This is a genomic window from Acinetobacter sp. AKBS16 (assembly GCF_002899995.1).
Classification (GTDB): domain Bacteria; phylum Pseudomonadota; class Gammaproteobacteria; order Pseudomonadales; family Moraxellaceae; genus Acinetobacter; species Acinetobacter baumannii.
The window spans coordinates 1-24,952 of record NZ_POYH01000010.1; the positions used below are offsets into that span (position 1 = coordinate 1).

General features: G+C 37.6%; 24 protein-coding genes and 1 pseudogene. 13 read left to right on the top strand and 12 right to left on the bottom strand.

What is annotated here, in order from left to right:
• From C1642_RS01355 to pal, 3 genes are all read left to right on the top strand, one after another.
• A partial coding sequence (locus tag C1642_RS01355; RefSeq protein WP_139303252.1) for a TonB family protein occupies window positions 1-462 on the top strand: 462 nt, incomplete at its 5' end.
• Window positions 463-555: 93 nt separating this feature from the next.
• A complete protein-coding gene (gene tolB / locus C1642_RS01360) occupies window positions 556-1,836 on the top strand; it encodes a Tol-Pal system beta propeller repeat protein TolB (RefSeq protein WP_000858386.1) in 1,281 nt (426 codons plus the stop codon).
• Between the two features lie 27 nt (window positions 1,837-1,863).
• The gene (gene pal / locus C1642_RS01365) at window positions 1,864-2,427 is read left to right on the top strand and encodes a peptidoglycan-associated lipoprotein Pal (protein ID WP_103235798.1); all 564 of its coding nucleotides are present in this window, start codon (window positions 1,864-1,866) and stop codon (window positions 2,425-2,427) included.
• Between the two features lie 53 nt (window positions 2,428-2,480).
• Here pal and C1642_RS01370 read toward each other — a convergent pair whose 3' ends face one another.
• Entirely contained in the window at window positions 2,481-2,669 is a 189-nt protein-coding gene (locus tag C1642_RS01370; RefSeq protein WP_000208542.1) for an NF038105 family protein, read from the bottom strand.
• A gap of 182 nt (window positions 2,670-2,851) precedes the next feature.
• On the opposite strand from C1642_RS01370, the gene C1642_RS01375 reads away from it, so the two are divergent.
• From C1642_RS01375 to C1642_RS01395, 5 genes are all read left to right on the top strand, one after another.
• Window positions 2,852-3,823: a class 1 fructose-bisphosphatase gene (locus tag C1642_RS01375; protein WP_000067971.1), complete on the top strand. Its 972-nt coding sequence runs from the start codon at window positions 2,852-2,854 to the stop codon at window positions 3,821-3,823.
• 56 nt (window positions 3,824-3,879) lie between these two features.
• Window positions 3,880-4,656 carry a TrmH family RNA methyltransferase gene (locus C1642_RS01380; RefSeq protein ID WP_000268350.1) on the top strand — a complete coding sequence of 259 codons (777 nt, stop codon included), beginning with the start codon at window positions 3,880-3,882 and terminating at the stop codon, window positions 4,654-4,656.
• Between the two features lie 159 nt (window positions 4,657-4,815).
• Window positions 4,816-5,430 (top strand): RNA polymerase sigma factor, encoded by a 615-nt coding sequence (locus C1642_RS01385; RefSeq protein ID WP_000362320.1) that lies wholly within the window; start codon window positions 4,816-4,818, stop codon window positions 5,428-5,430.
• Window positions 5,420-5,740, top strand: a complete 321-nt coding sequence (locus tag C1642_RS01390) for a hypothetical protein (RefSeq protein WP_001015075.1) — start codon at window positions 5,420-5,422, stop codon at window positions 5,738-5,740. The genes C1642_RS01385 and C1642_RS01390 overlap by 11 nt, the downstream gene beginning before the upstream one ends.
• Window positions 5,730-6,119, top strand: coding sequence for a DUF3106 domain-containing protein (locus C1642_RS01395; RefSeq protein ID WP_000225916.1), 390 nt, complete (start codon window positions 5,730-5,732; stop codon window positions 6,117-6,119). The genes C1642_RS01390 and C1642_RS01395 overlap by 11 nt, the downstream gene beginning before the upstream one ends.
• Window positions 6,120-6,205: 86 nt before the next feature.
• Here the strand turns inward: C1642_RS01395 and C1642_RS01400 are convergent, their stop codons facing one another.
• The 4 genes from C1642_RS01400 to cxpE all read right to left on the bottom strand — a co-directional run bounded on the left by C1642_RS01400 (window position 6,206) and on the right by cxpE (window position 12,733).
• A complete protein-coding gene (locus C1642_RS01400) occupies window positions 6,206-8,635 on the bottom strand; it encodes a CSLREA domain-containing protein (protein WP_103235799.1) in 2,430 nt (809 codons plus the stop codon).
• 15 nt (window positions 8,636-8,650) lie between these two features.
• Complete coding sequence (gene rbtA, locus C1642_RS01405; protein ID WP_103235800.1) at window positions 8,651-10,504, bottom strand: rhombotarget A; 1,854 nt, start codon at window positions 10,502-10,504, stop codon at window positions 8,651-8,653.
• Window positions 10,505-10,820: 316 nt separating this feature from the next.
• Complete coding sequence (gene hda / locus C1642_RS01410) at window positions 10,821-11,519, bottom strand: DnaA regulatory inactivator Hda (RefSeq protein WP_001249536.1); 699 nt, start codon at window positions 11,517-11,519, stop codon at window positions 10,821-10,823.
• 20 nt (window positions 11,520-11,539) lie between these two features.
• Complete coding sequence (cxpE, locus tag C1642_RS01415) at window positions 11,540-12,733, bottom strand: chloramphenicol efflux transporter CxpE (RefSeq protein WP_001153980.1); 1,194 nt, start codon at window positions 12,731-12,733, stop codon at window positions 11,540-11,542.
• Between the two features lie 135 nt (window positions 12,734-12,868).
• On the opposite strand from cxpE, the gene purM reads away from it, so the two are divergent.
• Both purM and purN read left to right on the top strand, forming a co-directional pair.
• Window positions 12,869-13,939, top strand: coding sequence for a phosphoribosylformylglycinamidine cyclo-ligase (purM, locus tag C1642_RS01420; RefSeq protein WP_002069155.1), 1,071 nt, complete (start codon window positions 12,869-12,871; stop codon window positions 13,937-13,939).
• A complete protein-coding gene (gene purN / locus C1642_RS01425) occupies window positions 13,936-14,565 on the top strand; it encodes a phosphoribosylglycinamide formyltransferase (RefSeq protein WP_000975534.1) in 630 nt (209 codons plus the stop codon). Before purM ends, purN begins: the two co-directional genes overlap by 4 nt.
• Before the next feature lie 64 nt (window positions 14,566-14,629).
• On the opposite strand, the gene C1642_RS01430 is transcribed toward purN, so the two are convergent.
• Both C1642_RS01430 and sppA read right to left on the bottom strand, forming a co-directional pair.
• A complete protein-coding gene (locus C1642_RS01430; RefSeq protein ID WP_000114071.1) occupies window positions 14,630-15,439 on the bottom strand; it encodes an alpha/beta fold hydrolase in 810 nt (269 codons plus the stop codon).
• 18 nt (window positions 15,440-15,457) lie between these two features.
• Entirely contained in the window at window positions 15,458-16,474 is a 1,017-nt protein-coding gene (gene sppA / locus C1642_RS01435; protein ID WP_103235801.1) for a signal peptide peptidase SppA, read from the bottom strand.
• A 132-nt stretch (window positions 16,475-16,606) separates the two neighbouring features.
• On the opposite strand from sppA, the gene C1642_RS01440 reads away from it, so the two are divergent.
• Complete coding sequence (locus tag C1642_RS01440; RefSeq protein WP_025469684.1) at window positions 16,607-17,590, top strand: lysophospholipid acyltransferase family protein; 984 nt, start codon at window positions 16,607-16,609, stop codon at window positions 17,588-17,590.
• Here the strand turns inward: C1642_RS01440 and C1642_RS01445 are convergent.
• From C1642_RS01445 to C1642_RS01455, 3 genes are all read right to left on the bottom strand, one after another.
• Window positions 17,543-19,975, bottom strand: coding sequence for a DNA internalization-related competence protein ComEC/Rec2 (locus C1642_RS01445; RefSeq protein WP_103235802.1), 2,433 nt, complete (start codon window positions 19,973-19,975; stop codon window positions 17,543-17,545). The genes C1642_RS01440 and C1642_RS01445 overlap by 48 nt on opposite strands.
• A gap of 85 nt (window positions 19,976-20,060) precedes the next feature.
• Entirely contained in the window at window positions 20,061-20,747 is a 687-nt protein-coding gene (lolD, locus tag C1642_RS01450) for a lipoprotein-releasing ABC transporter ATP-binding protein LolD (protein ID WP_000049406.1), read from the bottom strand.
• A complete protein-coding gene (locus C1642_RS01455) occupies window positions 20,740-21,975 on the bottom strand; it encodes a lipoprotein-releasing ABC transporter permease subunit (RefSeq protein ID WP_001984636.1) in 1,236 nt (411 codons plus the stop codon). The genes lolD and C1642_RS01455 overlap by 8 nt, the downstream gene beginning before the upstream one ends.
• A 137-nt stretch (window positions 21,976-22,112) precedes the next feature.
• On the opposite strand from C1642_RS01455, the pseudogene C1642_RS20160 reads away from it, so the two are divergent.
• Window positions 22,113-22,193: pseudogene (locus C1642_RS20160) on the top strand (PilZ domain-containing protein); the annotation flags it as partial.
• Window positions 22,194-22,222: 29 nt separating this feature from the next.
• Here C1642_RS20160 and C1642_RS01460 read toward each other — a convergent pair.
• Window positions 22,223-23,131: a DMT family transporter gene (locus tag C1642_RS01460; RefSeq protein WP_001140078.1), complete on the bottom strand. Its 909-nt coding sequence runs from the start codon at window positions 23,129-23,131 to the stop codon at window positions 22,223-22,225.
• A 10-nt stretch (window positions 23,132-23,141) separates the two neighbouring features.
• Window positions 23,142-23,627, bottom strand: coding sequence for a YaiI/YqxD family protein (locus tag C1642_RS01465; RefSeq protein ID WP_001985538.1), 486 nt, complete (start codon window positions 23,625-23,627; stop codon window positions 23,142-23,144).
• A gap of 256 nt (window positions 23,628-23,883) precedes the next feature.
• Here C1642_RS01465 and C1642_RS01470 point away from each other — a divergent pair, with 256 nt between their 5' ends.
• Window positions 23,884-24,825: a hypothetical protein gene (locus C1642_RS01470; protein ID WP_000795877.1), complete on the top strand. Its 942-nt coding sequence runs from the start codon at window positions 23,884-23,886 to the stop codon at window positions 24,823-24,825.
• The last annotated feature ends 127 nt before the right edge of the window (window positions 24,826-24,952 follow it).

Below are 24,952 nucleotides of genomic sequence, written 5' to 3' on the forward strand. Positions count from 1 at the left end.
GATGCGAAAGCTAAACAGCAAAAAGCAGCAGAAGACGCTAAACGTAAAGCTGAGGCTGATGCAAAAGCCAAACAACAAAAAGCAGCAGAAGATGCTAGACGTAAAGCCGAAATTGAGGCCGAAGAAAAAGCTGCCTCTGCTAAAAAAGCTCAAGAAGAAGCTGCCCAGAAAAAAGGTGAAGCTAAAAAAATTGCATCTTCGGCTAAACGTGATTTTGAGCAGAAAATTCGTCGTGCTTGGGATGTTCCTACAGGAAGCAGTGGTAAAACTGTTAGCGTTAGATTTACCCTGTCTGACTCAGGTAGTGTTAGCTCGATTGTTATTACACGGTCAAGTGGAGATGATGCATTGGATGCAAGTATCAAAGCTGCAATTCAGGCGTCTGCTCCCTACCCAATGCCATCGGATCCTGATGCAAGACGAGAAGCGCGAAGCGTTACCTCTACTTTCAGAGCACAATAATTTTGTAAGAGTTACATGCTTTAAATAGTTTGAAGCATGTAACTATGCTACAAAATCACCAGTCACAAAAATACCTTCAATGACTTTAAACCTATGAAAACGAGCCGCAAACACCTTCTAGCCTTAACGCTACTTACAGCATTAAGTCCTCTTGCACCAACAGCTGCCTTTGCTCAATTACATTTAGAGATTGCAAAAGCACCTGATCAGGCGCCTAAAATCGCTATTGTGCCTTTTAATAACGACAATGGACTTTATCCTATTGTTGAAACTGACTTGAACCGCTCAGGACGTTTCACAAGTTCATCAAAAAATTTACCTGCGAATGCCGCTATTAACCAGATTCAAGCATCTGATTGGCAAGCTGCGGGTATTCCTTATGTTGTTACTGGACAAATTAAGCAAACAGCTGACGGGTTTGAAGTCCATTACCAACTTTATGATGTACAAAAACAGCAATATCTTCTGAATGAGTTGTTAAATGTTCCTGCTTCACGCATACGTCAAGCAGGACATATGGTAAGTGACGCTATTTATCAGGCCTTAACCGGAATTCCAGGCGATTTTAGTGGTCGTATCGCTTATGTATTACGTAATCCTGCCACTCCTGCTGAACGTTATACCTTACAAATCGCCGATACAGATGGTGAACAACCGAAAACTGTTCTCTCTTCACGTGACCCGATTTTGTCTCCGGCATGGACTCCTGACGCTAAAAAAATTGCTTATGTTTCTTTTGAAACTAAACGTCCAGCCATTTATTTACAAGATCTCTCTACTGGAACACGTGAAGTACTTACGAGTTTTAAAGGCTTAAATGGTGCACCAAGCTTTTCACCAGATGGCAAATCAATGCTATTTACAGCATCGATGAATGGTAACCCTGAAATTTATCAAATGGATTTATCAACTCGCCAAGTCAAACGCATGACAAATGACTCGGGAATTGATACTGAAGCGCGTTACACACCAGATGGAAAAGCTTTTATTTTTACATCTGACCGTGGAGGCTCTCCTCAAATTTATCGCTATGATTTTGGGAATGGCTCAGTAAAACGCTTAACATTTAAAGGGTCATTTAATGCTCGTGGCACTTTAAGTGCAGATGGTAAAAAAATTGCACTCGTGCATCGACCAAGTGGTAGTAACTATAAAGTTGCGATCCAAGATATTAATACAGGCATTGTCAATATTCTTACCCCAACCAGTTTAGATGAATCACCAAGTTTCTCACCAAATGGGCAAATGGTGGTTTATGCAACTCGTGAAGGGAACCGTGGTTTACTGTCTATCATGTCCACTGATGGTCGTTTCCGTATGAATTTACCGAGTGAGCAAGGTGAAGTACGTGAACCAGCCTGGGCACCTAAATAACTTTTTATTCCATTGATGGAGATGATGATGAAATCAATTAAATATTTGGCCTTTACTCTACTTAGTGCAGCACTTGTCATGACAGGTTGTGCAAGTCGTAAGCCAGCAACAACGGCAACTACAGGTACAACTAACCCAAGCACAGTAAATACGACAGGCTTAAGTGAAGATGCTGCATTAAATGCTCAAAATCTAGCAGGTGCTTCTTCAAAAGGTGTAACTGAGGCAAACAAGGCTGCCCTAGCGAAACGCGTCGTTCACTTCGATTATGACAGTAGTGATTTATCTACTGAAGATTACCAAACACTTCAGGCTCATGCTCAGTTCCTCATGGCAAATGCAAACTCAAAAGTTGCATTAACTGGTCATACAGACGAGCGCGGTACACGCGAATACAACATGGCCTTGGGTGAGCGTCGTGCAAAAGCAGTTCAGAATTATCTTATTACCAGTGGTGTAAATCCTCAGCAACTTGAAGCTGTAAGTTATGGTAAAGAAGCGCCTGTTAATCCTGGCCATGATGAATCAGCTTGGAAAGAAAACCGCCGCGTTGAAATTAACTATGAAGCGGTTCCTCCTCTATTAAAATAAAACATCCCAAAAATAAACGCCCAAATATGGGCGTTTATTTTTACATTCTTACTTTAAGAAGATTTGTTTTGCTCTTCTTCTGAATGTTGCATTGACTCAATCAAATCATGCTTATTAAAAGCTTTATATTCAGGTTTTGCCTCATAATCTTTCCAAGCTTCCTGAACACTTTCTTTCGAAATTTCTTCTAAATTGATTGGTTCACCTGCTGTTGGGGTCGCATCAAACTTCTTAGTTGTCATTTCGATTCTCCTAAATCTACATTCCTTTGTTATGCAAACAACATACCACGTAAAATGGGGCTTGTAAGCATAAATGCAACACAAATAAAGTAAGATAATTTTTATTTTTCGGCATTCTCATCTAGAATATGCCACGTATTTATCTGACTCATTTTGATGCTTGCGCACAGGAGCGTTTTTTTATGTCCAACCTCACATTGTCCCAATTTTTACAACAAGAAAAAGGGAATCTTACACCTGAGTTGGCTCAAGTCATCGACACAATTGCTGCGACTTGTAAAACCATTGATCAAGCCTTACAAAAAGGTGCCTTGGCTGGAATTTTGGGTAGCGCAGGTAACGAAAATGTTCAAGGTGAAACACAGAAAAAACTTGATGTGATTTCTAATGACTATTTAATCGATGCTTTAAAAGTCCATCCTCACGTCGGTGGTCTTGCATCTGAAGAACTTGATGATTTTACACCAGCACAAGAAAACGGCGAATACTTAGTTCTATTTGATCCATTAGATGGTTCAAGCAACATTGATATCAACATGTGTGTCGGAACAATCTTCTCGATTCTTCCTGCCAAAAATGCGGTTACACAAGCACAAGATTTCATGCAGGCAGGCACTCAACAAGTTGCTGCTGGCTATGTGTTATATGGCCCATCAACTATGATGGCTTTAACAGTTGGAAACGGTGTAGCTTTCTTTACGTTAGACCCAGAAACACAAACATTCTTACTTACTACAGAGAATGTTCAAGTGTCAGCAGATACTCAAGAATTTGCTATTAATGCATCTAACCAACGCCATTGGGAACAACCAGTAAAACAATATATTGAAGAGTTACTTGCAGGTAAAACATCTGTACGTGAAAAAGACTTCAATATGCGTTGGGTCGCATGTATGGTGGGTGATGTTCACCGTATTTTATGCCGTGGCGGTATTTTCCTTTACCCATATGACTTAAAAGACCCGAAAAAAGCTGGTCGTTTACGTTTAATGTATGAAGCTAACCCAATGAGTATGCTCATTGAACAAGCAGGCGGCGCATCAACTACTGGCCGTGTACGCATTCTAGAGATTGAACCTACAGAACTTCATCAACGTGTTCCTGTGATTATCGGTTCTAAGAATGAAGTTGAACGCGTAACAAGCTATCATTAATAATTTAAATTACACAGGGCGTCATAGTATGATGACGCCCTTTTGGATATTTCCTTATGGCGGTTATTTTTTTAGAATCAAAAGACAATGCAAAAATTAAACATTTGCGTGGTTTAATTGAACTCAATAGCGCCCGAAAAAAGCATCAACAAACAGTTCTTGAAGGTACCCACCTTTGTCTAGCTTGGTTACAACAACAGAAAAAACTCTTTTCATTGTTTACGACTGAACAAGCCTTAGAACATCCCGATTTAAAGAAAATCATTGAACTTCACCAAGGTCATGTCTTTATTATTAGCGAAGTTTTATATAAAGACTTAAGTACTTTAGGTAATACTCTTCCTTGCTTGGGTATTATCGATTTACCGAAAACTGCATCAACCATTGACTATAGCGTAGATACGTTAATTCTAGAAAATGTACAAGATCCAGGTAACGTAGGTACATTGTTACGTTCAGCGGCAGCAGCAAATATAAAACAGATTATTTGCACACAAGGTTCTGCCTCACTTTGGTCTCCACGAGTTTTAAGAGCAGGTATGGGGGCACATTTTAGCCTGTCTTGTTTTGAAAACTTTCAATTGACCGATATTCTTCCTAAATTTGATATTCCTGTTTTCGTTACAAGCTCTCATCGCTCGACTAGTCTTTATTCAAAAGACCTTTCAAAACCATGTGTTTGGATTTTAGGCAATGAAGGACAAGGTGCAAGTGATTATGCTTTAGAACATGCACAATCAGTGACTATACCGCAGCCAGGTGGTCAAGAGTCATTAAATGTAGCAATTGCAGGATCAATTTGTTTTTTTGAAATGGTTCGCCAACGCCAATAAAACGTTAATTTATTTTACATCGCTCATATTTGTGAAAAAAATCATTTACACTACTAAAAAATAGCCGATTGTTGTCAACCTCCCACCTCTTTTCAACGTTATATAAGAGATATATTGAAGATAAGGTGGGTACGTCCAATGACAGGATTTTCCATCTCCATGGATTTAGCACCGAAAAAGTCTCGATCGGAAACATCTAGTGCTCATGCCAGCACGGCTGAGCAACGCCTAAAGGTTTTCATGCAAGATGTTACTGGTCGTGCTTTAGTGATGATGGAAAGTGCTACCCAAGGTCAACAAGGCATTGCTATGGACTTGGTTCAAGAAGCATTTATTGCTTTACACAAGTCTTACGCCGATCGAAGTACTGAAGAATGGTATCCCCTATTTTATACTATTCTAAATAACAAACTTCAGGATTGGCGCCGCAAAGAAGCACGTCGGGCAAACCCATTTTCATTCTTCAAAAAAGTTAGTCTAGACAATGATGATGAAGAAATCATTGATATTGTCGATGAAAAAGCAATCAATCCAGCAGATTTTCTAGATCAAGCAGTGACCATAGAAGAGATTCAGGAAGCGATTGCAAAACTACCTGTTCGTCAACAACAAGCTTTTATGTTACGTGCATGGGAAGGTTTTGATACCCATACTACAGCGCAAATTATGAACTGTACCGAAGGTAGTGTAAAAACCCATTATCATCGAGCAATTCAGGGACTTAGAGAGTATTTAGCGCATTTAAATCCCATGGGAGGTTCCAATGAATCATGATGATTTCACTAAAAAGGTGACATCCAAACTCGATAGTTTGGCCCATCACCATAAAAATAAAACAGTGGTGATGAATCATGTGCTTGACCATATCCAACAAAAACCAGCCTCTTATTATAGTGTCTGGAAAATGACTGGTTTTGCACTTGCAGCAGCGATTACTGGTTTTGTTATTTTACCAAATTCAGTAGATATGCTTGATAAGCCACAAAATCAAGTCGTTGTAAATCCTAAATTATCGCCACAAATGGTAGAAGATTTAGAAATGCTCATGGTGTTGGGTGAGGATAAAGTTCAACATGGTAGCTAAAAAGTTAGCACTTATCCTTTGTTCATTAAGTTTCTTGCAAACAAGTTTTGCAGGTTTCGAACGTTTCTGGATTTTTTCGAAAGATGCCAATACGCAAGTAGATGATACTTGGAATGCTCTATCTGAAGAAGAGCAACGAGCTGTAATTAAACGTTATCAAAGCTTAAAGGAATTACCATCTAACCAAAGTGCTAACTTGCAACAACGTATGGATTGGTTTAACCAGCTTCCAGATGCAGAAAAGCAAAAAATGCGTGAAGCCTGGCAAAAAATGAGTACACAAGAGCGTAATGATTTACGTCAACGGATGCTCAAAGCAAGTGCTGATGAAAAAACTGCTATACGCGAAGAATATATAAATAAATATTTAGAGCACTAAACCCGTATTTAACATTTATCTATTTAAAAATAAAAAAGTTACTAACAAATAAAAAGCCTCCTAGTGGGGGCTTTTTATTTTTTTCATCACTTACGATAACGTCTATAAGCAATTAAACTTAGTAGTGATACGATAGAAAGAATTCCAATACTTCCGCCACCTCCACCACCACGTGAATCATCAGTTGTGGTTGCTGTACTTACCAACTTAATAGTACCCTCATTTGAGATTTTACCATCAGCATCATATACATAATAAGTTAAGGTATCATTGAAGGTATTAAATACATTACTAGCTTGAATATAAATATTACCACCATAACAGATATTACCACTATCTTCTTTAGGACATGGGCCTTCACGATCTGCTTTAACTACCTTAAAAATACCATCCGTTGAAGTTTTATTTGGTATATAAATTGGTAACTCCACACCTTGATCATTTACCCAAAATTGAGATTTATTCGATTTTGTCCTAAGAGTATTAGTAGGTCCATCCCCTTCATCATTCGCAAATTGTAATAGATTTAAAGGAATGATCTCATTTGCTAAATATTTAAAAGTTACAGTACCCTCACCAGCTACTGGTGGAATATTATCAAATCGAGCTTCTAATAAACCAGATGTTTGCGTAATTCCATCCTTACTACTAATTGTATATTTACAATAGTTGTAGTCACCAGCTTGGGTAATAATATCATCTGAACGATAGAAGATTATTTGTTGGAGAGCAGGGTTCCATTCACAAAATAATCCATCGTCTTTTTTAATGCTTGTAGTTTTATCATCAATCAATCCTGTGCCAACAACTTCAAGGTTAATATTATAATCAGTAGTATTAAAGAACTTTAATAAATGGTTACTATCTTCATTCGGCAAAGGTAAGCCATTAGCTTTCAAATCTATATAGATAGCTCTGTATTTTGCATTTGCTTTGGTTTGATCAAAAAGATTTTTATAATTTGCAGAATCGATTTTTAATACATTTAATAAATATGCATAATCTGGATTTAATATATTTTTCTGAACCGTATCATATTGAGATTGATATTTTGCAAGTAGATCTGTAAGGGAAGTATTCCCTAAACCTTTTATATCACCAGCAGTCAGTTTCATTAGTTCAATTGAACCAATATCACAACTATTACGGTTATTTGGCTGATAGTAGAGCTTACTATCAGCAAGTCGTGATAGGCCTCGTTGATCTATAGAAGTACATGTATCTTTACCTTCTGGGTCTACATCTACTAAATTCTTACCACCAAGATTATTTTTTGGATAGTAAATTGGTAAAAAGCCAGTTTCTGGGGCAGATGCATGTAAAGGTTCAAGCAATAAATTAAAAGCCTGTCCCCCTATATCAACCGTTCGATGCGTAGATGTAAGAGCTTCTGCCGGCAAATCACATTTTCCAGCATCATTCGTTAAATTTAATGCATTAAAGGATAGTATGAAACCAGCATTTTTTAAATCAGTGGCCGGTCCTATAAAATAATGACACGCATAAATTCCAGAATTATAACCAATTAAGTTAAATCTTAATTCTTTACTTCCTAATGTGTCATATAAAAACGTGGTATAAGCATTATTTTCAATAATAGTATTGTTCTTTAAGGTTAAACTACTGTTAGAACTAAGTATGGTCGAAGGATTAGGTGTCCCGTTAGGAGTAGCATCACCAGTAAATTTCAAAATGCTACCATTGATTGTATTTGCAATATTTCGAGCAATTGTATTAATTGTAAAGGTTGCTTTCGGCTCTCCACAGAACTCAAAAGTATTATTGGAACTATTTGAACCATTATTCATAATACTAGAAGAGGTAAATGTTACTTCCCGTTTTGCATACGCTGTACCATTCCAACAACTCATTGAAAGTACACTTCCTGCTGTTGCAGTATTACCTTGAATCAAAGAGTGGGTTGCAGATAAATTAACATTATCGCCACCGAGGAAAATGGCACCGCCTTTAGATGCTTGTGAATTCAAAATTTGGCTATTTAATAAGGTAACATTACCACCTGCATAAATAGCCCCACCAAAATCTGGTACTGAACCATTTTCCAAAATAATGTTTTGAAGGAATAAGGGTTGTTTATTTACTGCCGTATTAAAGATACGTGATTTACCAGCAGCATTAATTCTCGTCTGTAACGGTTGTAATGCTGGATAATCATTGGTTAAAACACTCTTCTCTGACCAATTTTTATCTTGGTCTTTTTCACCAAATCCGTAAATCGCTATATCTGCATTTGGAGTTAGTTCTTTATTTAAGTTATAAGTTCCTGCTTTTAGCTGGATGACCTGACTTTTAGAAGTGTTATAAACTGTACATCCGTAATCAGATCTTCGTGTTTCAGCAACTTTTATCGCCTCCCTTAACGAACAAGCATTAGGGTTTTCACCATCTTCATCTGCAAAAGTTGTTACTTCGATTCTTTGATTAGCTGTATCGGCAAAAAGAGGCATAGCCGCTAGTACAGCTAATGCTAATACTGCTTTTTTATAGTTTTTCATAGTCCTCATCCCTGATTATGACTTGAAACGGCGTAATGCAATTAATCCAAATAACCCTAAAATTAATCCACCACCGACACTTCCCCCACCACCCGTACTCACAGATTTATCTTCAATACCAGATACAGGTTCCTGGACTACAGTTGCTGGAATCGATATATATTGGAAATCTGAACCATCGTTAAATCTCGATACACTTGTAACGACTTGAATACTAAAAATATCTGCACCATGCCAATTACCATTTGGTGTATAAATTACATTTCCATTTTGATCTATAGTTACACTGCCTTTAGAAAATGGTGTATCCGTACTTTGTTTTATTTTCAAACAGCCGGGTTGCCATTCTTTACCATCAGGACGTTCACCGAATAAACGCTTACACGTGGCAGGTGTAACCAAGTCTGCTTCACTTAAAGAGTTTAAAATATTAAATCTTGCGACTTGTCCATATTTAATGTCCTGCCCCACTGTACCAATTTCATTATTTAAAATATATTCAATCGCTCCTAGATCACATAATTCATCGTAACCACTGCGATTTTTTCCACGTTGATCAAGTCTCTCACAACTTGCTAAACCAACTGATGAACCATCACTATATAAACGCCCTTTATTAATAATTAAAGAGTCGGCTAAAGTATTATAGCTCTCAAGTAACCTTGGCTTAAAGAAACCAAGAAAACTATCTTTTGGTGTATTAAATGGGCATAACAAGCCATCTTTTACAGTTACATCACATATACCTTCATCACTATCGCCAGCAATTAATTTTTCATCTGCAGGAAAGATTATATTAGGAAGCTTTGATGTAGCATTACGATTACAGTCAGATATAACCAGATTACTTTGGATAATTGCTTTATCCGTTGAACTAGCCTGACAATTAATAGTATTTCCTACCAATATACTATTTGAAACTGAAGCATTACCTTGTGGAGCATCAAGAAATAAACCTGCCGCATTTTTAATCATTGTAATATTATTAACAAACATCCCATCTTTAATGTTTGCAATAAAACCAACTTTATTATGGAAAAAGGTACTATTACTAAAGCCGATGGCACGTACATTTAAGTATCCACCAGTACTTTCATCATCAAACTTTGTTGCACCATAAAACAAGGCACCATCTGCAGAAGAGATTTCATTATCACGTACTACAGATTGGGTCACCAAATATAAAGGCTGCTCACTATAAATGACACCACCTTGGGTTGCTTTATTATTTTGCATCAAACTATTTATAATACTTACAAAACCGGCTGTTTGACCTGTTTTAGATAATAGCCCTTGGTTGTAAATCGCCCCACCCTGATTCGCATATCCACCAATCAGTCGAGAGTTCTGAATAGTCAGTTTTTCATGGTTTAAAATTAAACCGCCTGTTAATACATTAGAGCTTGCGCCTGCACCATGTAAGTTAATATCACTTAAGGTCACAGCAAAAGATGCTTTCTCAACGCTACCATCATCAATTTTAAATAGCTGATCTGTACCTGCCATTTTAATGGTTGCATTATGAGAACCGGGCTGATCAGTATCAACTAATGTAGAATCGTTTTTTGCTGTACTAATTGTAAGGGGTGCTGTAATCGTTATTCTGCTATTTAACGTATATTCTTTATCGCGCTGTAAAATAATATTTGATGAACTATCTTTATTTCCACAGCCATGATACCCATCTTTTACTGAGGCAACCACGGTAGAATCACTTGAATTACGCTTATTTATTAGTTCTACAGCCTCACGTAATGAGCATACTGTATTATCGACATCTTCATCAATTGTAGTTGTGACTTCAATATCAGCAGAATAAGCGTGCCCAGCAGCAGCCAATAATGCAAAAGCAATGCTCCGTTTGAGCATACCCTTCTCCTTACCTATTTTTTTCATTTTTCTTTGTCGATATTGCAAAGTTTCCACTTTTGCAAACGCATCCTTTGTGCGTACTTTGTCACAGGAATCAGAATTTCTCAAGATGTTTTGATCGGTCTATAGCGTCATTTTCGATAGGGAACTTTCTAAATATTTGTACAATTAAAGATCTATTGATATATGAAAATTTTACTTATAAAAATTTAAAAGTATTTTTCAAGGTTAAAAGAATAAGTAGCTCATGATTTTTATAGTAAGGAAAGTCTACTTAGGCTAATAAATTAAAAGTCCAGAAGCTAGAAAATTATTATTGTTGATATTCATCAATTAAAGCATAGATTTGTCTTAACGTTGCATTTGAAAGTTTAGTCTTCTCACCTTTAAGGAGTTTTTCTAATTGTGCTACGGTTTGCAATAGAACAGAAGCTTGATGAGGCCCATGTAAAAGTAAATAGTCTACAATCTGCTGATCAAAATGGATCCCACGTCTAGCCATTACAGAAGTGACTAAAGCATAGCGATCAGCATATAAACTTCCGCTCGGCACTTTTACACTCACTGCTTGTGTAAGTCGCGATTGTAAATCTGGTAACTCTAGTTTTAATTCAATCGGTGCAACACGTGAAGAGAAAACAAGTTGTCCTTCATGGTTATTCATTAAATGAAAAACAGCTTTTTGCCAGTGAGGCACCCCACTAATTGACTCAATATCATCTAAAGCCACCAGATCATAGTGCTCTAAGCAAGTAATTGCCTCAATTGGAGCATCGAGAAGTTCAAGCAAAGAAACTTTAATTGCAGATTTACCGACCTCTAAATAAGAATCACAAATCGCTGAAAGCAAATGACTCTTGCCTGTTCCTGCCCCACCATAGATATAAAATCTATTTACTAGACCCGCATGTAGTTGTCGCACTGCATCCACTACATGCCCCCAACCTGGTCCCGAAAAATCACTGATTCGGGCATCAAGTTGAGGTTCTATATCCAGCTGGAGTTGACGCATATAATGAATTGGCCTTGAAATTATTTCTGATCTGAAAGATTCGGGGTATCTGTATCTTGCTGTTTTTTAACTTCAAGATCAAGTTTAGTATTTTCAGTTTCTACATGAAGTTGCTCAATATTACCCTCTTGGATTAATAATGTAGAAGATGGAGCATAGAATGAACTCCGTTCATAATTTTCTCTAAGGTGTTTTAAGAGCACCACAATGACAGCCGCCACAGGTAATGCAATTAACATTCCTAAAAAGCCAGCCAATTGAGCCCCAGCTAAAACAGCAAATACAACTGCAACAGGCGAAAGACCAATTTTATCACCGAGTAGGAATGGCTGCAGAATATAGCCCTCTACTGCCTGCCCAATCATAAAGACTACGCCAACAAGTAATAAGTGTGTCCAGTCCATTCCAAATTGGAACAAACTTGCAATAACCGCTGCAATAATCCCGACTGCAAATCCTAAATAAGGAATAATACTGGCAAGACCTGCCACCATACCAATAATTAGGCCGACCTCTAGTCCAATTAATTGTAAGCCTACAGCATAAACTACGCCGAGCAAAAGCATAACAAGGAACTGACCTTTAACAAATGCTCCTAACACGCTATGGCATTCACGGACGATTTGTAAGGTCGTAGCCTCATATGGCCGTGGAATGAGACGACGTAAGTTTTGTAACATACGGTCCCAGTCTAATAAGAAGTAAAAAGCAATAATTGGGATTAAAACAACTGTTCCACCAATTTGAATAAAATTAAGTCCTGATTGTGCAAGCTTTAATAAAACTGCTTGAATACTATCAGCACTGTAATTGGTTTGAACATAATCCATCACAGCTTTGGACATTTGATCGGTATCAATTTCCATTTGCTGGACATGGAATGTCGAAGAAATCCACGGTAATAGCTCTGCATTAATCCAGTGGATCCCCGCTGGAATACTGTCTCGAGCGTAAACAAGTTGTTTCCAGATCAGTGGAACCAGATACCATAATGCAACGGTTAAAGTTACACCTATACCAATAAAAACAATACTAATTGCCAACCAGCGAGGTATCTTAATTTTTACTAGAACTTCGACTAGTGGACTAAATAAATAAGCCAGGAAAAAAGCACCAATAAATGGAATGACCACAGGCTTGAGCAAGTATAATACCCATACCAGCAATACAATACCTGCGAGTAAGAAAATACGGCGCAGTATACGATCTTGCATAAAATCTAGCCTTTTTTGATTTAATCGTTATAAATGGAAAAATATTTTTATTAAAGATAGCATTTTCGAGCATAAATAACATAAGAGTTTCGTATATTCAGGTTATAATCTGCCGCCAATGCGGAGACTTCATTTATGAGCAACTCAACTTCTACCCCAAATACCGGTTTAAGCTACAAAGATGCGGGTGTTGACATTGAAGCGGGCGACGCACTGGTCGATCGTATCAAGTCAGTCGCTAAACGTACAACTCGTCCAGAAGTAATGGGCGGACTTGGTGGCTTTGGTGCACTATGCAAAATTCCTAAAGGTTACGAAGAACCTGTTTTGGTTTCTGGAACTGACGGTGTAGGTACTAAATTACGTTTAGCACTTAACCTTAATCGTCATGACACAATCGGCCAAGATCTTGTCGCTATGTGTGTAAACGATCTTTTGGTTTGTGGTGCAGAACCACTATTCTTCCTCGACTATTATGCGACTGGTCACTTAAATGTCGATGTAGCTGCAAACGTAGTTACTGGTATCGGTAAAGGTTGTGAACTTGCAGGTTGCGCACTTGTAGGTGGTGAAACAGCTGAAATGCCTGGCATGTATGAAGGCGAAGATTACGATCTTGCTGGTTTTGCCGTAGGTGTAGTTGAGCAAAGCAAAATTATTGATGGCTCTAAAGTAAAATCTGGTGATGTACTTATTGGTATTGCATCAAGCGGTGCTCACTCAAATGGTTATTCATTACTACGTAAAATCTTAGATGTTAAGAATGTAGACTTAACTCAAGTAATTGATGGTCGCCCTCTTGCAGATGTAGCAATGGAGCCAACACGTATTTATGTAAAACCAGTTCTAGAACTTTGCAAACAAGTTGATGTACACGCGATGGCACACATCACTGGTGGCGGCTTACCAGGTAACTTACCACGTGTATTACCAAATGGTGCTCAAGCTGTAATTAATGAAGCTTCTTGGGAATGGCCAGAATTATTCAAACTTTTACAACGCGAAGGCAATGTAGAACGTTTTGAAATGTACCGTACCTTTAACTGTGGTGTAGGTATGGTCATTGCTGTTGATGCAAATGATGCAGAAAAAGCAATTGAAGTGCTTAATGCTCAAGGTGAAAAAGCTTGGAAAATCGGACATATCCAAGAAAATGCTGAATCAGTGGAAGGTGCAGACGAAAAAATTCGTGTGATCTTTGAATGATGAAAATTGCTGTTCTAGTCTCTGGGAACGGCAGCAACTTACAAGCCTTGATAGATGCAAATCTATCAGGGCAAATTGTAGGTGTACTGTCTAATAAAGCCGATGCTTATGCCCTAGAGCGTGCTCAAAATGCCAATATCGCGACAGCCGTAATTTCTCACAAAGACTTTCCTAGTCGTGAAGATTTTGATGAAGCTATGCATCAGCAACTTATCGCATGGCAAGCTGATGTGGTTATTTTAGCTGGCTTTATGCGTATTTTAACTGCTAACTTTGTCGACAAATGGCAAGGTAAAATGCTTAATATCCATCCTTCATTATTACCTGCCTATAAAGGCGTTAATACACATCAACGTGTATTAAATACAGGGGATCGATTACATGGCTGTACCGTTCACTTTGTGACTTCTGAACTTGATGCTGGTCAAGCAATTGCCCAATCTGCCATTGAAGTAAAAGAACATGACAATGTTGCATCCTTGGCCGAACGTGTACATAAACTTGAGCATTTTATTTATCCTCAAGTTGCAGAGTGGTTATGTAATGGCCAGCTCACATGGAAAAATGGACAAGCCTATTTCCGCAATCAAATTCTTGAACACCCTATACGTTTTGCATCTTGGTAAAAGTTTGCTTAACGTCAATTAAAAAAGGACATGCATGCATGTCCTTTTTTTTGCGAAAGCTTTATTAGCGTGAATTACGGTGAATAAGTTCCTTAATATAATTCACTGTATCAATCGGATGCTCTAGAGGGAACATATGCCCTCCTTCAACAACACTAAATGGAATCCCCATTTTACGTTTTGCCATTTGAGGAAAACCTCTTTTTAAAAAGGCGCTCTCTTTTCCTACAACTAAATGTACTGGCATTTTCGGTTTTGGCATAGGTAACCACCACCAAGAAGGATTTTTACGGAAAATCGCAACTTCATCCTCACGGGAAATAGTTAACGTTACGCCGCCACGTACCGAGTCTTCTTTCAAAGCATAGTCAATGTAGGCTTGAAAGCAGTCTTCATCAAAGTCTTTATAAAAACCTTTTGGACGTAACAATGCAGCTGCTTGCTCACGTGATTCCCAATGCTCGCGACGACGTGCAGATAAACCCGCTGGTGTCATATCATCAACTATTTTGGGTTTAAATAATTTTGCCATATGAAAAGCAAAAGAATATCTACCCAAAATAAGAGGCGGATCTAACATGATCACTTGTGAGAACAGCTCAGGCCGTCTAAAAGAAGCCATTAAAGTTAAAACTGAACCGAGTGAATGGCCCAGTCCAATCACTTTTCGCCCCTTCGCTTGACGTACAATACTATCAATTACCTGATCAACCAAAAAAGGCCAATGATTGGTAATCGGATAACGTTTGTCAGGTCCAATGAGTGGAACATAAATTACATCATACTCATCTTTTAATTGATCAAACAATTTTTGATACACCATAGATGGCACGCCGTTGGCATGCGCAAAGTGTATAACCGGTTTTACTGACATACCGTTATCCTGCTTAAATTATTGTAGTTTTGCGTCCTGACTTGTTTGTAAGCGTTCAGCAACCGACTCACTTAAACCTTTCCCCATTTCTGATCCCATTCGCCCTAGAATGGATTGTAATGGGTTACGTTCAATCGTGTAGTCAACTTTATTATCAAGCTTCAGTTCACGCATCAAGCTTGTAATGTTACCTGAACGGTCAGCTACGCCTAACTGAATTGCTTGCTCGCCAGTCCAGAAAAGACCAGAGAAAATAGCAGGATCATTAGTTTTTAAGCGTTTCCCACGTCCTTCTTTAACTGCGTTAATAAAGTGAGTATGAACATTATCGAGTACAGATTGGATATGTTGTCTTTGTACAGGATTAATCGGTTTTGTCATACTTAAAATGTCTTTATTCGTCCCCGCTGTAAGAGTTCGGTCTTCAATTCCTAGTTTTTGAGCTAAACCAGTAATGCCATAGTTTGGCATAATGACACCAATTGAACCTACCAAACTTGATGGATTCACAATAATTTCATCGGCAGCAGAAGCAATATAATAAGCACCCGAAGCGCCCATATCGCCAATTACCGCATAGACTTTCTTGTCAGGATGCTCTTTTTTCAAATAGCGAATTTCCTGCCAGATTTCATCTGACTGAACAGGTGAACCGCCAGGAGAATTAATATTAAGGGCAATTGCTTTACTATTCGATGCCTCAAAAGCACGTTTAAGCGCTTTGTTTGTATCTTCACTATTCACAGCCTGATTGCTTGAAGCATCAATAGTTCCAATAATATCAACTACTGCAAGGTGAGCACTGCTACTACTTGTTGTAGAGCCATCTTTAGTGGTCGAACAGCCTTTGCCCATTAAGACGATAATGAACAATAGATAAATAAAAGTAAGTGTTTTAAAGAATATACCCCAGCGACGACTACGGCGTTGTTCTTCTACAGAAGCCAGTACAGCTTTCTCAAGGATTTGCCATTCCGGTCCGTTCTGTTTAGGGGTTATAGGTTCATTTTGTGGTTTTGGTGGCCAATCGGACATAAAATTCCAATCCAAATCAATCGAAATGATGTCATTATATACGTTGATTTGATAAAAACTGTCTAAATAATATGATTTCATTTATAATATTTTTGTCTTTTTTTACTTGTTGTTTCTTACTTACTGCTATAGATGACTAGACCAGATTCAAAAAGCATGAACTATCAATTACTCAAAACATTTAGCCGCCAACCCATTCAATTTGGGCGTTTTCTTGCTCGTCTGTTAGCAGGACTTGTAAATACTCTAAAAATTACTAGAACATCAAAAAGTATTGAGCTTAACTTAAGAATTGCGCTTCCGTATTTAACACCTCAGCAGCGTATAGCGATTACAGAAAAAGCTGTAAGAAACGAATTAACTTCATATTTTGAGTTTTTAAGTATTTGGGGCTCATCAAATAGTAAAAATATCTCACGCATTCACCGTATTGAAGGTGAACATTTTTTTCATGAAGCATTGGCTGCAAAAAAAGGTGTAGTTCTTATTGTTCCACATTTTGGTACGTGGGAAGTCATGAATGCATGGTGTGCTCAATTCACATCAATGACCATTTTATATAAACCAGTTAAAAATGCTGATGCAGACCGTTTTGTGCGAGAAGCCCGTAGCCGTGAACAAGCGAATCTCGTCCCTACCGATGAAAGCGGTGTAAGACAAATTTTTAAAGCATTAAAGCAAGGTGAAACGACAGTAATTTTGCCGGATCATACCCCTAATGTGGGTGGAGATATGGTGAACTATTTTGGTGTTCCACTTGCTTCAAGTAATTTAAGCGCAAAACTCATCCAGAAAACTAAAGCAAAAGCTCTGTTTCTTTATGCGATCCGTAATGAAAACGATGGCTTTACCATGCATATCGAGCCAATGGATGAGAAAATCTATGAAGGCACTGCGGACGATGGAACGTATGTCATCCATCAAGCGATTGAGCAACTCATTTATCAATATCCAGAACATTATCACTGGAGCTATAAACGTTTTAAAGCGAACCCTGCTTTAGACAATATCTATAATATCGATCCGACAGAAGCACTTAAAATTGTAGATAGGCTCAAAGCAGAAGCTTTAAAAACCTCTACTCAACCAGAGCCTATCCAAACGTCGATCATGTAAAACTATTTTGTGATTTTCCAATACGAAACTTAAGGTCCCTTGTTCCACAGTACTTTTTAGCGGAATATGTAGAGCTTTTAAACGTGCTATAACTTGTTGGCTAGGATGGCCATAACGGTTATCAAACCCTGCCGATGCAATAGCCAGTTTAGGTTTTAAGGTCACCAAGAAATCATAAGCCGAACTGTGCTTACTTCCATGATGCCCTACCACCAAAACATCTATCTTCAAGTTAGGATAATCTTTTAATAACTCGTATTCAGCTTCCCATCCAGCATCGCCCATAATAAGAAAATTTTGGTAACCACCAACTTTTTTAAATTGAAGATATACAACACAAGAATATTGATTCTGGTTAGAAGCAACAAAAGCCAGATCTTTTTCTTTAGGCCATAAAATTTGAATATCTAACTCAGGATAATGCCATTGTTGCCCTTGATGGCAATATTGGAATGGTTGCTTTAAATCATTTGGTAATTGTTCATTCGAAATAAGCTGCTTTACAGGAATCTCTTGTTGAATAAGAGGAAACGCGCCACTATGGTCTTGATCAAGATGGGATAGCACAACATGATCTAATTGTCTTACGCCTTGCTGACGTAGAAAAGGCACTACAACATTTTGTCCAATACTAAATATTTTTTCATCGTAAGAACCGCCTGTATCAATTAACCAGTTTTGTTCGGAATGTTGTAAAAAAATGGCTTGCCCCTGTCCAACATCTAAAATATTAAGCTGAATTTGCTGACTCGTTTTGTTCATAATAACTAAGGGTAAACAACATAATATTCCCCAAGTTTTGGGCAGAATTCCTTTAGGTAAAAATAAAATAATAATGGCACAACTAATCGCTAATAAAGACAGTGGCGTCAAGCTTATACCTTGTAATGTTAAAGAGAGTTTTTCTAATAAGCCCAAACAACTCAGCAATATGCTGAGCAACATATCATTGAAATGAAAAAGCATATTTCCAAATGGTTTTATTACAAACCATGCGCAAGCAGCCATGATGTTTAAAGGGACAATAACACCACCAACAATAGGCACGGCAATAATATTGGTTAATGGAGCAACCCAAGAAATTTGTTGAAAGAAAAGTAAGGTTAAGGGACTCAATGCAATAAATATTTTGCCTTGAGATTCAATTAACACCTTACTCATAAAAATCATTTTTGAGCTCAGACTTAAAAAATGTTGCTCAGGTAGCTGCGCTATAGTTTGGTAAATTCTTAATAAAATAAAGCATGCCCCATAAGACAGCCAAAAACCTGCAGAAAGCACACTAAACGGGTCAATTAGCAACAGTAGACTTGCGCTATATACGAGTAATGTAAAAGGTTTAATAGGTTGTTTTAATAATAGAAATCCAATAAATATAAGGACTGATAAGAATGTTCGTAGTGCAGGAATTTCGAAACCTACAAATGCAGTATAAATTAAAACACCAAGGCAGCATGGTACAGCCATCAAAACCTGTTTCGGTTTCCATAAGTAAATTTGAGGATAATAACGACTGATAAATTGATGACATGCCCAAGATAACATAATGGCAAAAATGAGCACATGTGGGCCTGAGATCGCCAATAAATGACTAATTCCTAATTGTTTGAACTGTAGTTGAGTTTCATCTGATAAAAGGCTTTCATCACCTGTCAGCAAAGCTAAAATTAAACCCTTTTGCTGTAAAGATGAGCTGTTTAATATTTGCCTAAAAGTTAAGCGAAGTTTTTCTATATTTAAACGAAAACTATTGGAAAAAGACTGTTGTTCTTTTAAATGTTGCTGATAGCCCAATCGATAGATTTCATCGAGACTTAAAGGCTCAATATATCTCACGTTAAAACCAGACATAATATTTCGCTGAATAAACCACTTTTCCTGATCAAAAGCTCCTGGGGTGGCATAACTATGCGCAGGTCTTGTTTTTCCAGATATTCGATAATAGTGACCTAATTCAAGATTCTGATTATTCTTTAATAAATTTTGATTATTACTTTTTAAATATAGCAACCAATTCACCGGTTCTTTAGAAAGATTTAGAACTTGTGCAGTTTGTTGAACCTTATTATCTTTTTCTTCACTTAAACGGTTTATATAAACAATAATGTCGAGATTTCGGGTATCCGTTTCTCTTTGTTCTAATCGTTCAATCAGTGCTTTTTCAGCATAGTGGTAACCAACCATAAAAAGACTTGTTGTACATAATAAGCAAAACACTGCCTTTAAAAATGGTCGATCAACGAACATTGGTCGTTTATAAAGATAAAAAATAAAGGCAAGTAACAGTAGAGCCTCGCCCACTTTTTCATATTGCATGATTAAAGGGAAATCTATTCCCATCAATGCAATACCGCCAATCCACCCCAATAGAATAATCTTAAACATTTAAAAATCTAGTCATTATCATTTTAGGGGCAAAATTAAAGCCCAACTCAGTGGGCTTTAACAATGTGATTTAATGACATTTTTTTTAAGAACCGTTTACCCACAGCCCATCTTCCATATGCAAGATTGAATCTGCTGCCTGAGCTAATTGCTCATCATGGGTCACAATTAACATTGCCATGTTTAGTTCTTTCTTAAGATCGGTGAGCAATTCGAAAATACCTACTGCTGTTTTACGATCTAGGTTACCCGTAGGCTCATCAGCTAGTACTACCGCAGGCTTAGTCACTAATGCACGAGCAAGCGCAACACGCTGACGCTCACCACCTGAAAGTTCACCTGGTTTATGGTCCATACGATGAGATAGCCCCACTCGATCTAGCAAATATTCAGCCTGTGCCTTTACCGACTTATATTGACTGTCTGCTCGAAGCATTAAAGGCATCGCTACATTTTCAAGAGCAGTAAATTCAGGTAATAAATGGTGGAACTGGTAAACAAAACCTAAGTATTGGTTACGTTGAAAGCCACGTTCCGCTTCACCTAAATTATCAAAGCGCTGACCATTCAAAAATACCTGTCCTTTAGTCGGCTGATCTAAGCCACCAAGTACATGCAACAAAGTACTTTTACCTGAACCACTTGCTCCGACAATAGATACAAACTGCCCTGCTTCCACTTGTAAAGAGAGACCTTTAATGACTTCAACCTTAGATTTACCGTCATCAAAATGTTTATAAATATCTTTTGCTTCTAAAACGACTTTACTCATAACGCAATGCCTCGGCAGGTTGAACTTTGGCTGCACGAAGCGCCGGATAAATAGTTGCCAAGAAACTTAAGAGTAAAGAAACAATCACAATAATTGTCACGTCTTGCCATCTTAAGTAAGAAGGTAAGTAATGTACAAAATAGGCATCGAACAGATTAAGTCCGAGAACATTATTAAACCAAGAAATAATATCGCTGATCGTAAGTGCCAGAATAACCCCTAAAACCGTACCCGCAACTGTACCGATCACACCAATAACCGTACCTTGCACCATAAAGATTTTAGTAATCATAGATGGCGATGCACCTAAAGTACGTAAAATTGCAATGTCTGATTTTTTGTCAGTCACGACCATAACTAAAGACGAAACAATGTTAAATGCAGCAACTACAATAATTAGTACAAGCAATAAACCGACTAATGTTTTTTCCATTTGGATGGCATTAAATAAGTTGCCATGTGTATAGGTCCAGTTTGTTGCGTAGAAATTGCTTGGCAAATTCTTCACAATGTCATCGGCAACTTGAGGAGCGGCAAAAATGTCATCTAATTTTAGACGAACGCCTTGAGCGCCATCAGGTAAACGCAATAAAGTTGAAGCATCATATAAAGCAATGTATCCAACCATCGAGTCAACTTCAGCACCTACACTGAAAATACCCACCACTTTAAAGCGTTTAAAACGAGGTACAACACCAGCTGGAGATGGAGTCGCTTCAGGTAAAACCAATGTCACGCTATCGTTTAGACGTAAGCCAAGCGAATCGGCCATGTCTTTACCAAGTACGATACCGAATTCACCTTTTTTAAGTGAGTCGAGGCTACCGGCAACAATATGATTTTGAATGATAGAGACATTCTTTTCATATTTAGGGTCAATACCCGTCACCATAATACCTGCCACTTGCCCTTGAGCAGTTAACATACCTTGCAATTGGGTAAAAGGTGCAACTCCAGTCACGTGGGGATGATTTTCAACTCGTTTAACCAGTTCAGGCCAATCCGTAAGGATTTGCGTCGATGAAACTGTCGCTTGCGGTACCATTCCCAAAACACGATTTTTTAATTCGCGGTCGAAACCGTTCATTACAGAAAGTACCGTAATTAGTACAGCGACACCAAGTGTCAAACCGACCATCGAAACCAATGCAATAAAAGAAATAAAATGATTACTGCGTCGAGCGCGAGTATATCTCAACCCTATATACAGTGAGATTGGTTTAAACATACCTTCTAAATCCAAGGTCATTGATGGAAAAAGAGAAGTGTTCATTCACACTTCTTATTTAGCCATATCGTTAGATGCTGTATTAAGGCTTAAAAATCAGTAAGTTCTGATCTATCCTTAACAATCCTAATATTATATTGCTGCGCTATTTTCTACTACTTAAGATATGAGATCAATTTGATCATGCATTTAGCTACGAATTAGAACAATTTAATGAATAAGCTCAACAAATTACCCTCATCTTCTCCTATTTAGACTTAATATGTTGAGCAAAATTACGATTTGCTTGAATGTCTTTATAAAAATATAGAAATAGACCAAATAAGATAATGAAAGCTCCCACAAAAACCATAATCGACAATTGTTCATGGTTTAAAACAGCTCCAATGATCATTGCTAGCATTGGTGTAATGACTGTTGTTAACGATAAAGTGGTTGGTTTTATATTCTGAACAAGTTTGAAATAACAGAACATAGCCACAAGTGAAGCCATCAGAACTGTATAAATTAATGCAAATAAAGATTTAGCTTGTGGTAAATGAGTCGGTGCATATTGCCAAATAAATGGAATAAGGCAGCTTGCCAAAATTGAAGAAACCAAGATCGAACCGGTCGCTTGAGCCATTGGCTGAATTTTGGCATTCACTTTCTTTACCCAAAATATAGAAAATGAATAAACAAAAACACTGACCAACATTAAGACAATGCCAAATGGATGCACATGTTGATTTGAACCATTTAAACAAATGATCGCTAGTCCACAAACAGCAACAGCCATACCTAGCCACTGCAATTTAAAAAGATGCTGACCAAAAGCAAAACGACCAATCAACCCAGCCATAATGGGCGCTAGACCAAACATCAAGGCAATCATGCCAGAACTTAAATATTGGGTCGCAGCATAGGTAAAAATTTGCGAGCCGATTAAACTAAAAGACCCTGCAAAATAACTATGTAAAGCTTGCTTATGAGTTGGAAAAGAAGTTTTTAGAACAAGTAAAACAATAACCGACAGAGGCAAAGCTATATAAAACCGTAACAGTAAAGCCCACATGACATGTAAGTCAGATACGCTCCATACAATGGCTAAAGGTGTCGTTGCCCAGATAAATACAAGCAAGACATAAGTTGAAGCCAAGTTGGTTTGGGATGGCATAAGAGGCTCACTAAGCAGTTTTACGTTTTTGCTTTAAAATTGTTTGGTCGAGTGCACTAGAAAATTCGCGCTTATCACGTTCTGAAATAGGTGGTGGACCACCCGTCTGTACACCAGCGCCGCGCAACGTATCCATAAAATCACGTAAGTGCAAACGTGCTTTTACGTTCGCTGTGGTATACACCTCACCACGTGGGTGAATCGCAATACCACCTTTCTCAATAACTTGAGCTGCGAGTGGAATATCTTGCGTAATGACAATGTCATTTTCAGACATACGATTCACAATTTCCTGATCGGCTTGATCGGCTCCACTTAAAACTTGCAGAGATTTAATACGCACTGAAGGGGTAATACCGACATTTTGATTGGCTACAAAAATCACTTCTAATTGATAACGATCCGAAGCTCTTAAAATGACTTCACGCAAAATTTTAGGTAATGCATCTGCGTCTACCCACAACTTGAATGGCAGCACGTTATTCTCTATTTCCACTAAAAATATAAGTCTAACAGATGCATTTTATTAGAGAATAGCGCTAAATATAAAACTTATTTTTTAAATTTAATTTGAACAATACGTTAATGATTATTTATATGTACTCTTAACAGCACATGTTTTGCTAGGTGGAGAACTTTTTAATAACTAAATACGTGCTTTTACAAGAGAATTTACATATGTTGACTTGAAAAATAGCAATTACCCTCGATTTAATATATCAAGTGAGATAAACCCAACATCAATCGTACCTATGAAAAATCAAAACAGTCCAGAAGTTATTACGGTAAACGACCAAAATTTTGGTAGTCATGGAGAGCATTGGAATCTACTGACTTCCCGTCCAGAGACAGATGTACCAAAATGGCTTGGACTAGCGCTTGATGCTCCTGTAATGCCAATGGGTTTATGCCAAAATGAAGACGAAATGGATCAATCTTTTTGGCTCATTCAAGGCCCACAAGGTCAGAAGGTCACTATTAATCAAATTATTGCAGTTGAAAATCAAAAACCTCGCGCTTTAAAAACTGCCTTCCCGAGTTTTGATAGTCCTTATCAATATAATGCCCAAATTGAGCGCATCATTACTTGTGACTCTGCTACTCAAGCGGTATTAAGTTTAAAATTAAATAAAAGTACAACGATTTATGCATTTGATAATTTATTTAGCGTTAATCGTTGCCAATATGACAAAACCCAAACTTATCAAGTCCAATTTAATGCATGGGCCTATGAATTAGAATCAGTGCCTGCGGGAGAAACAATTGTCGTAGATGATCCAGCGTCAATTAAACATCACCGTGCATTAAATGCGATTTTAACTGAACATAATGGAATTGCACCCGAAAACCTACAAGAACTGATTAATGAATGGCAACCAAAAACTAAAGAAGATCAAGAACCTGTAACGGTTGATTTTTCTAAAATGGTTGCATATTTATATGGAGAAAATCTTGGTCAAGAAGATGAAGCTTGGTTCCAAGGTAATATTGTCGGTAAAACTTCAATGTCATTTATGGGTGCAGAATATACCCTTTATGATGTCACTTTAGTTTTAGAAGACAACCTTCCTGCCATATTAGTGCGCATTGCTACAAAAAATGATTTGTACAAAAACTTTAATATTGGCGAATATATTCGTGGCAATATCTGGATTCAGGCGAATATTTATGCTAAAAATAGTGAAACTAATTGAATTTCACTAATATTTTAAAAATTAGGCTATTGAATGAAGATTATACCTGAACAAACCACCAGCCTCATTCAAACTAGTAACCCACGTATAAGGGTCGATACTGGTGCGTTTTGCTTTTTCGTTTTGG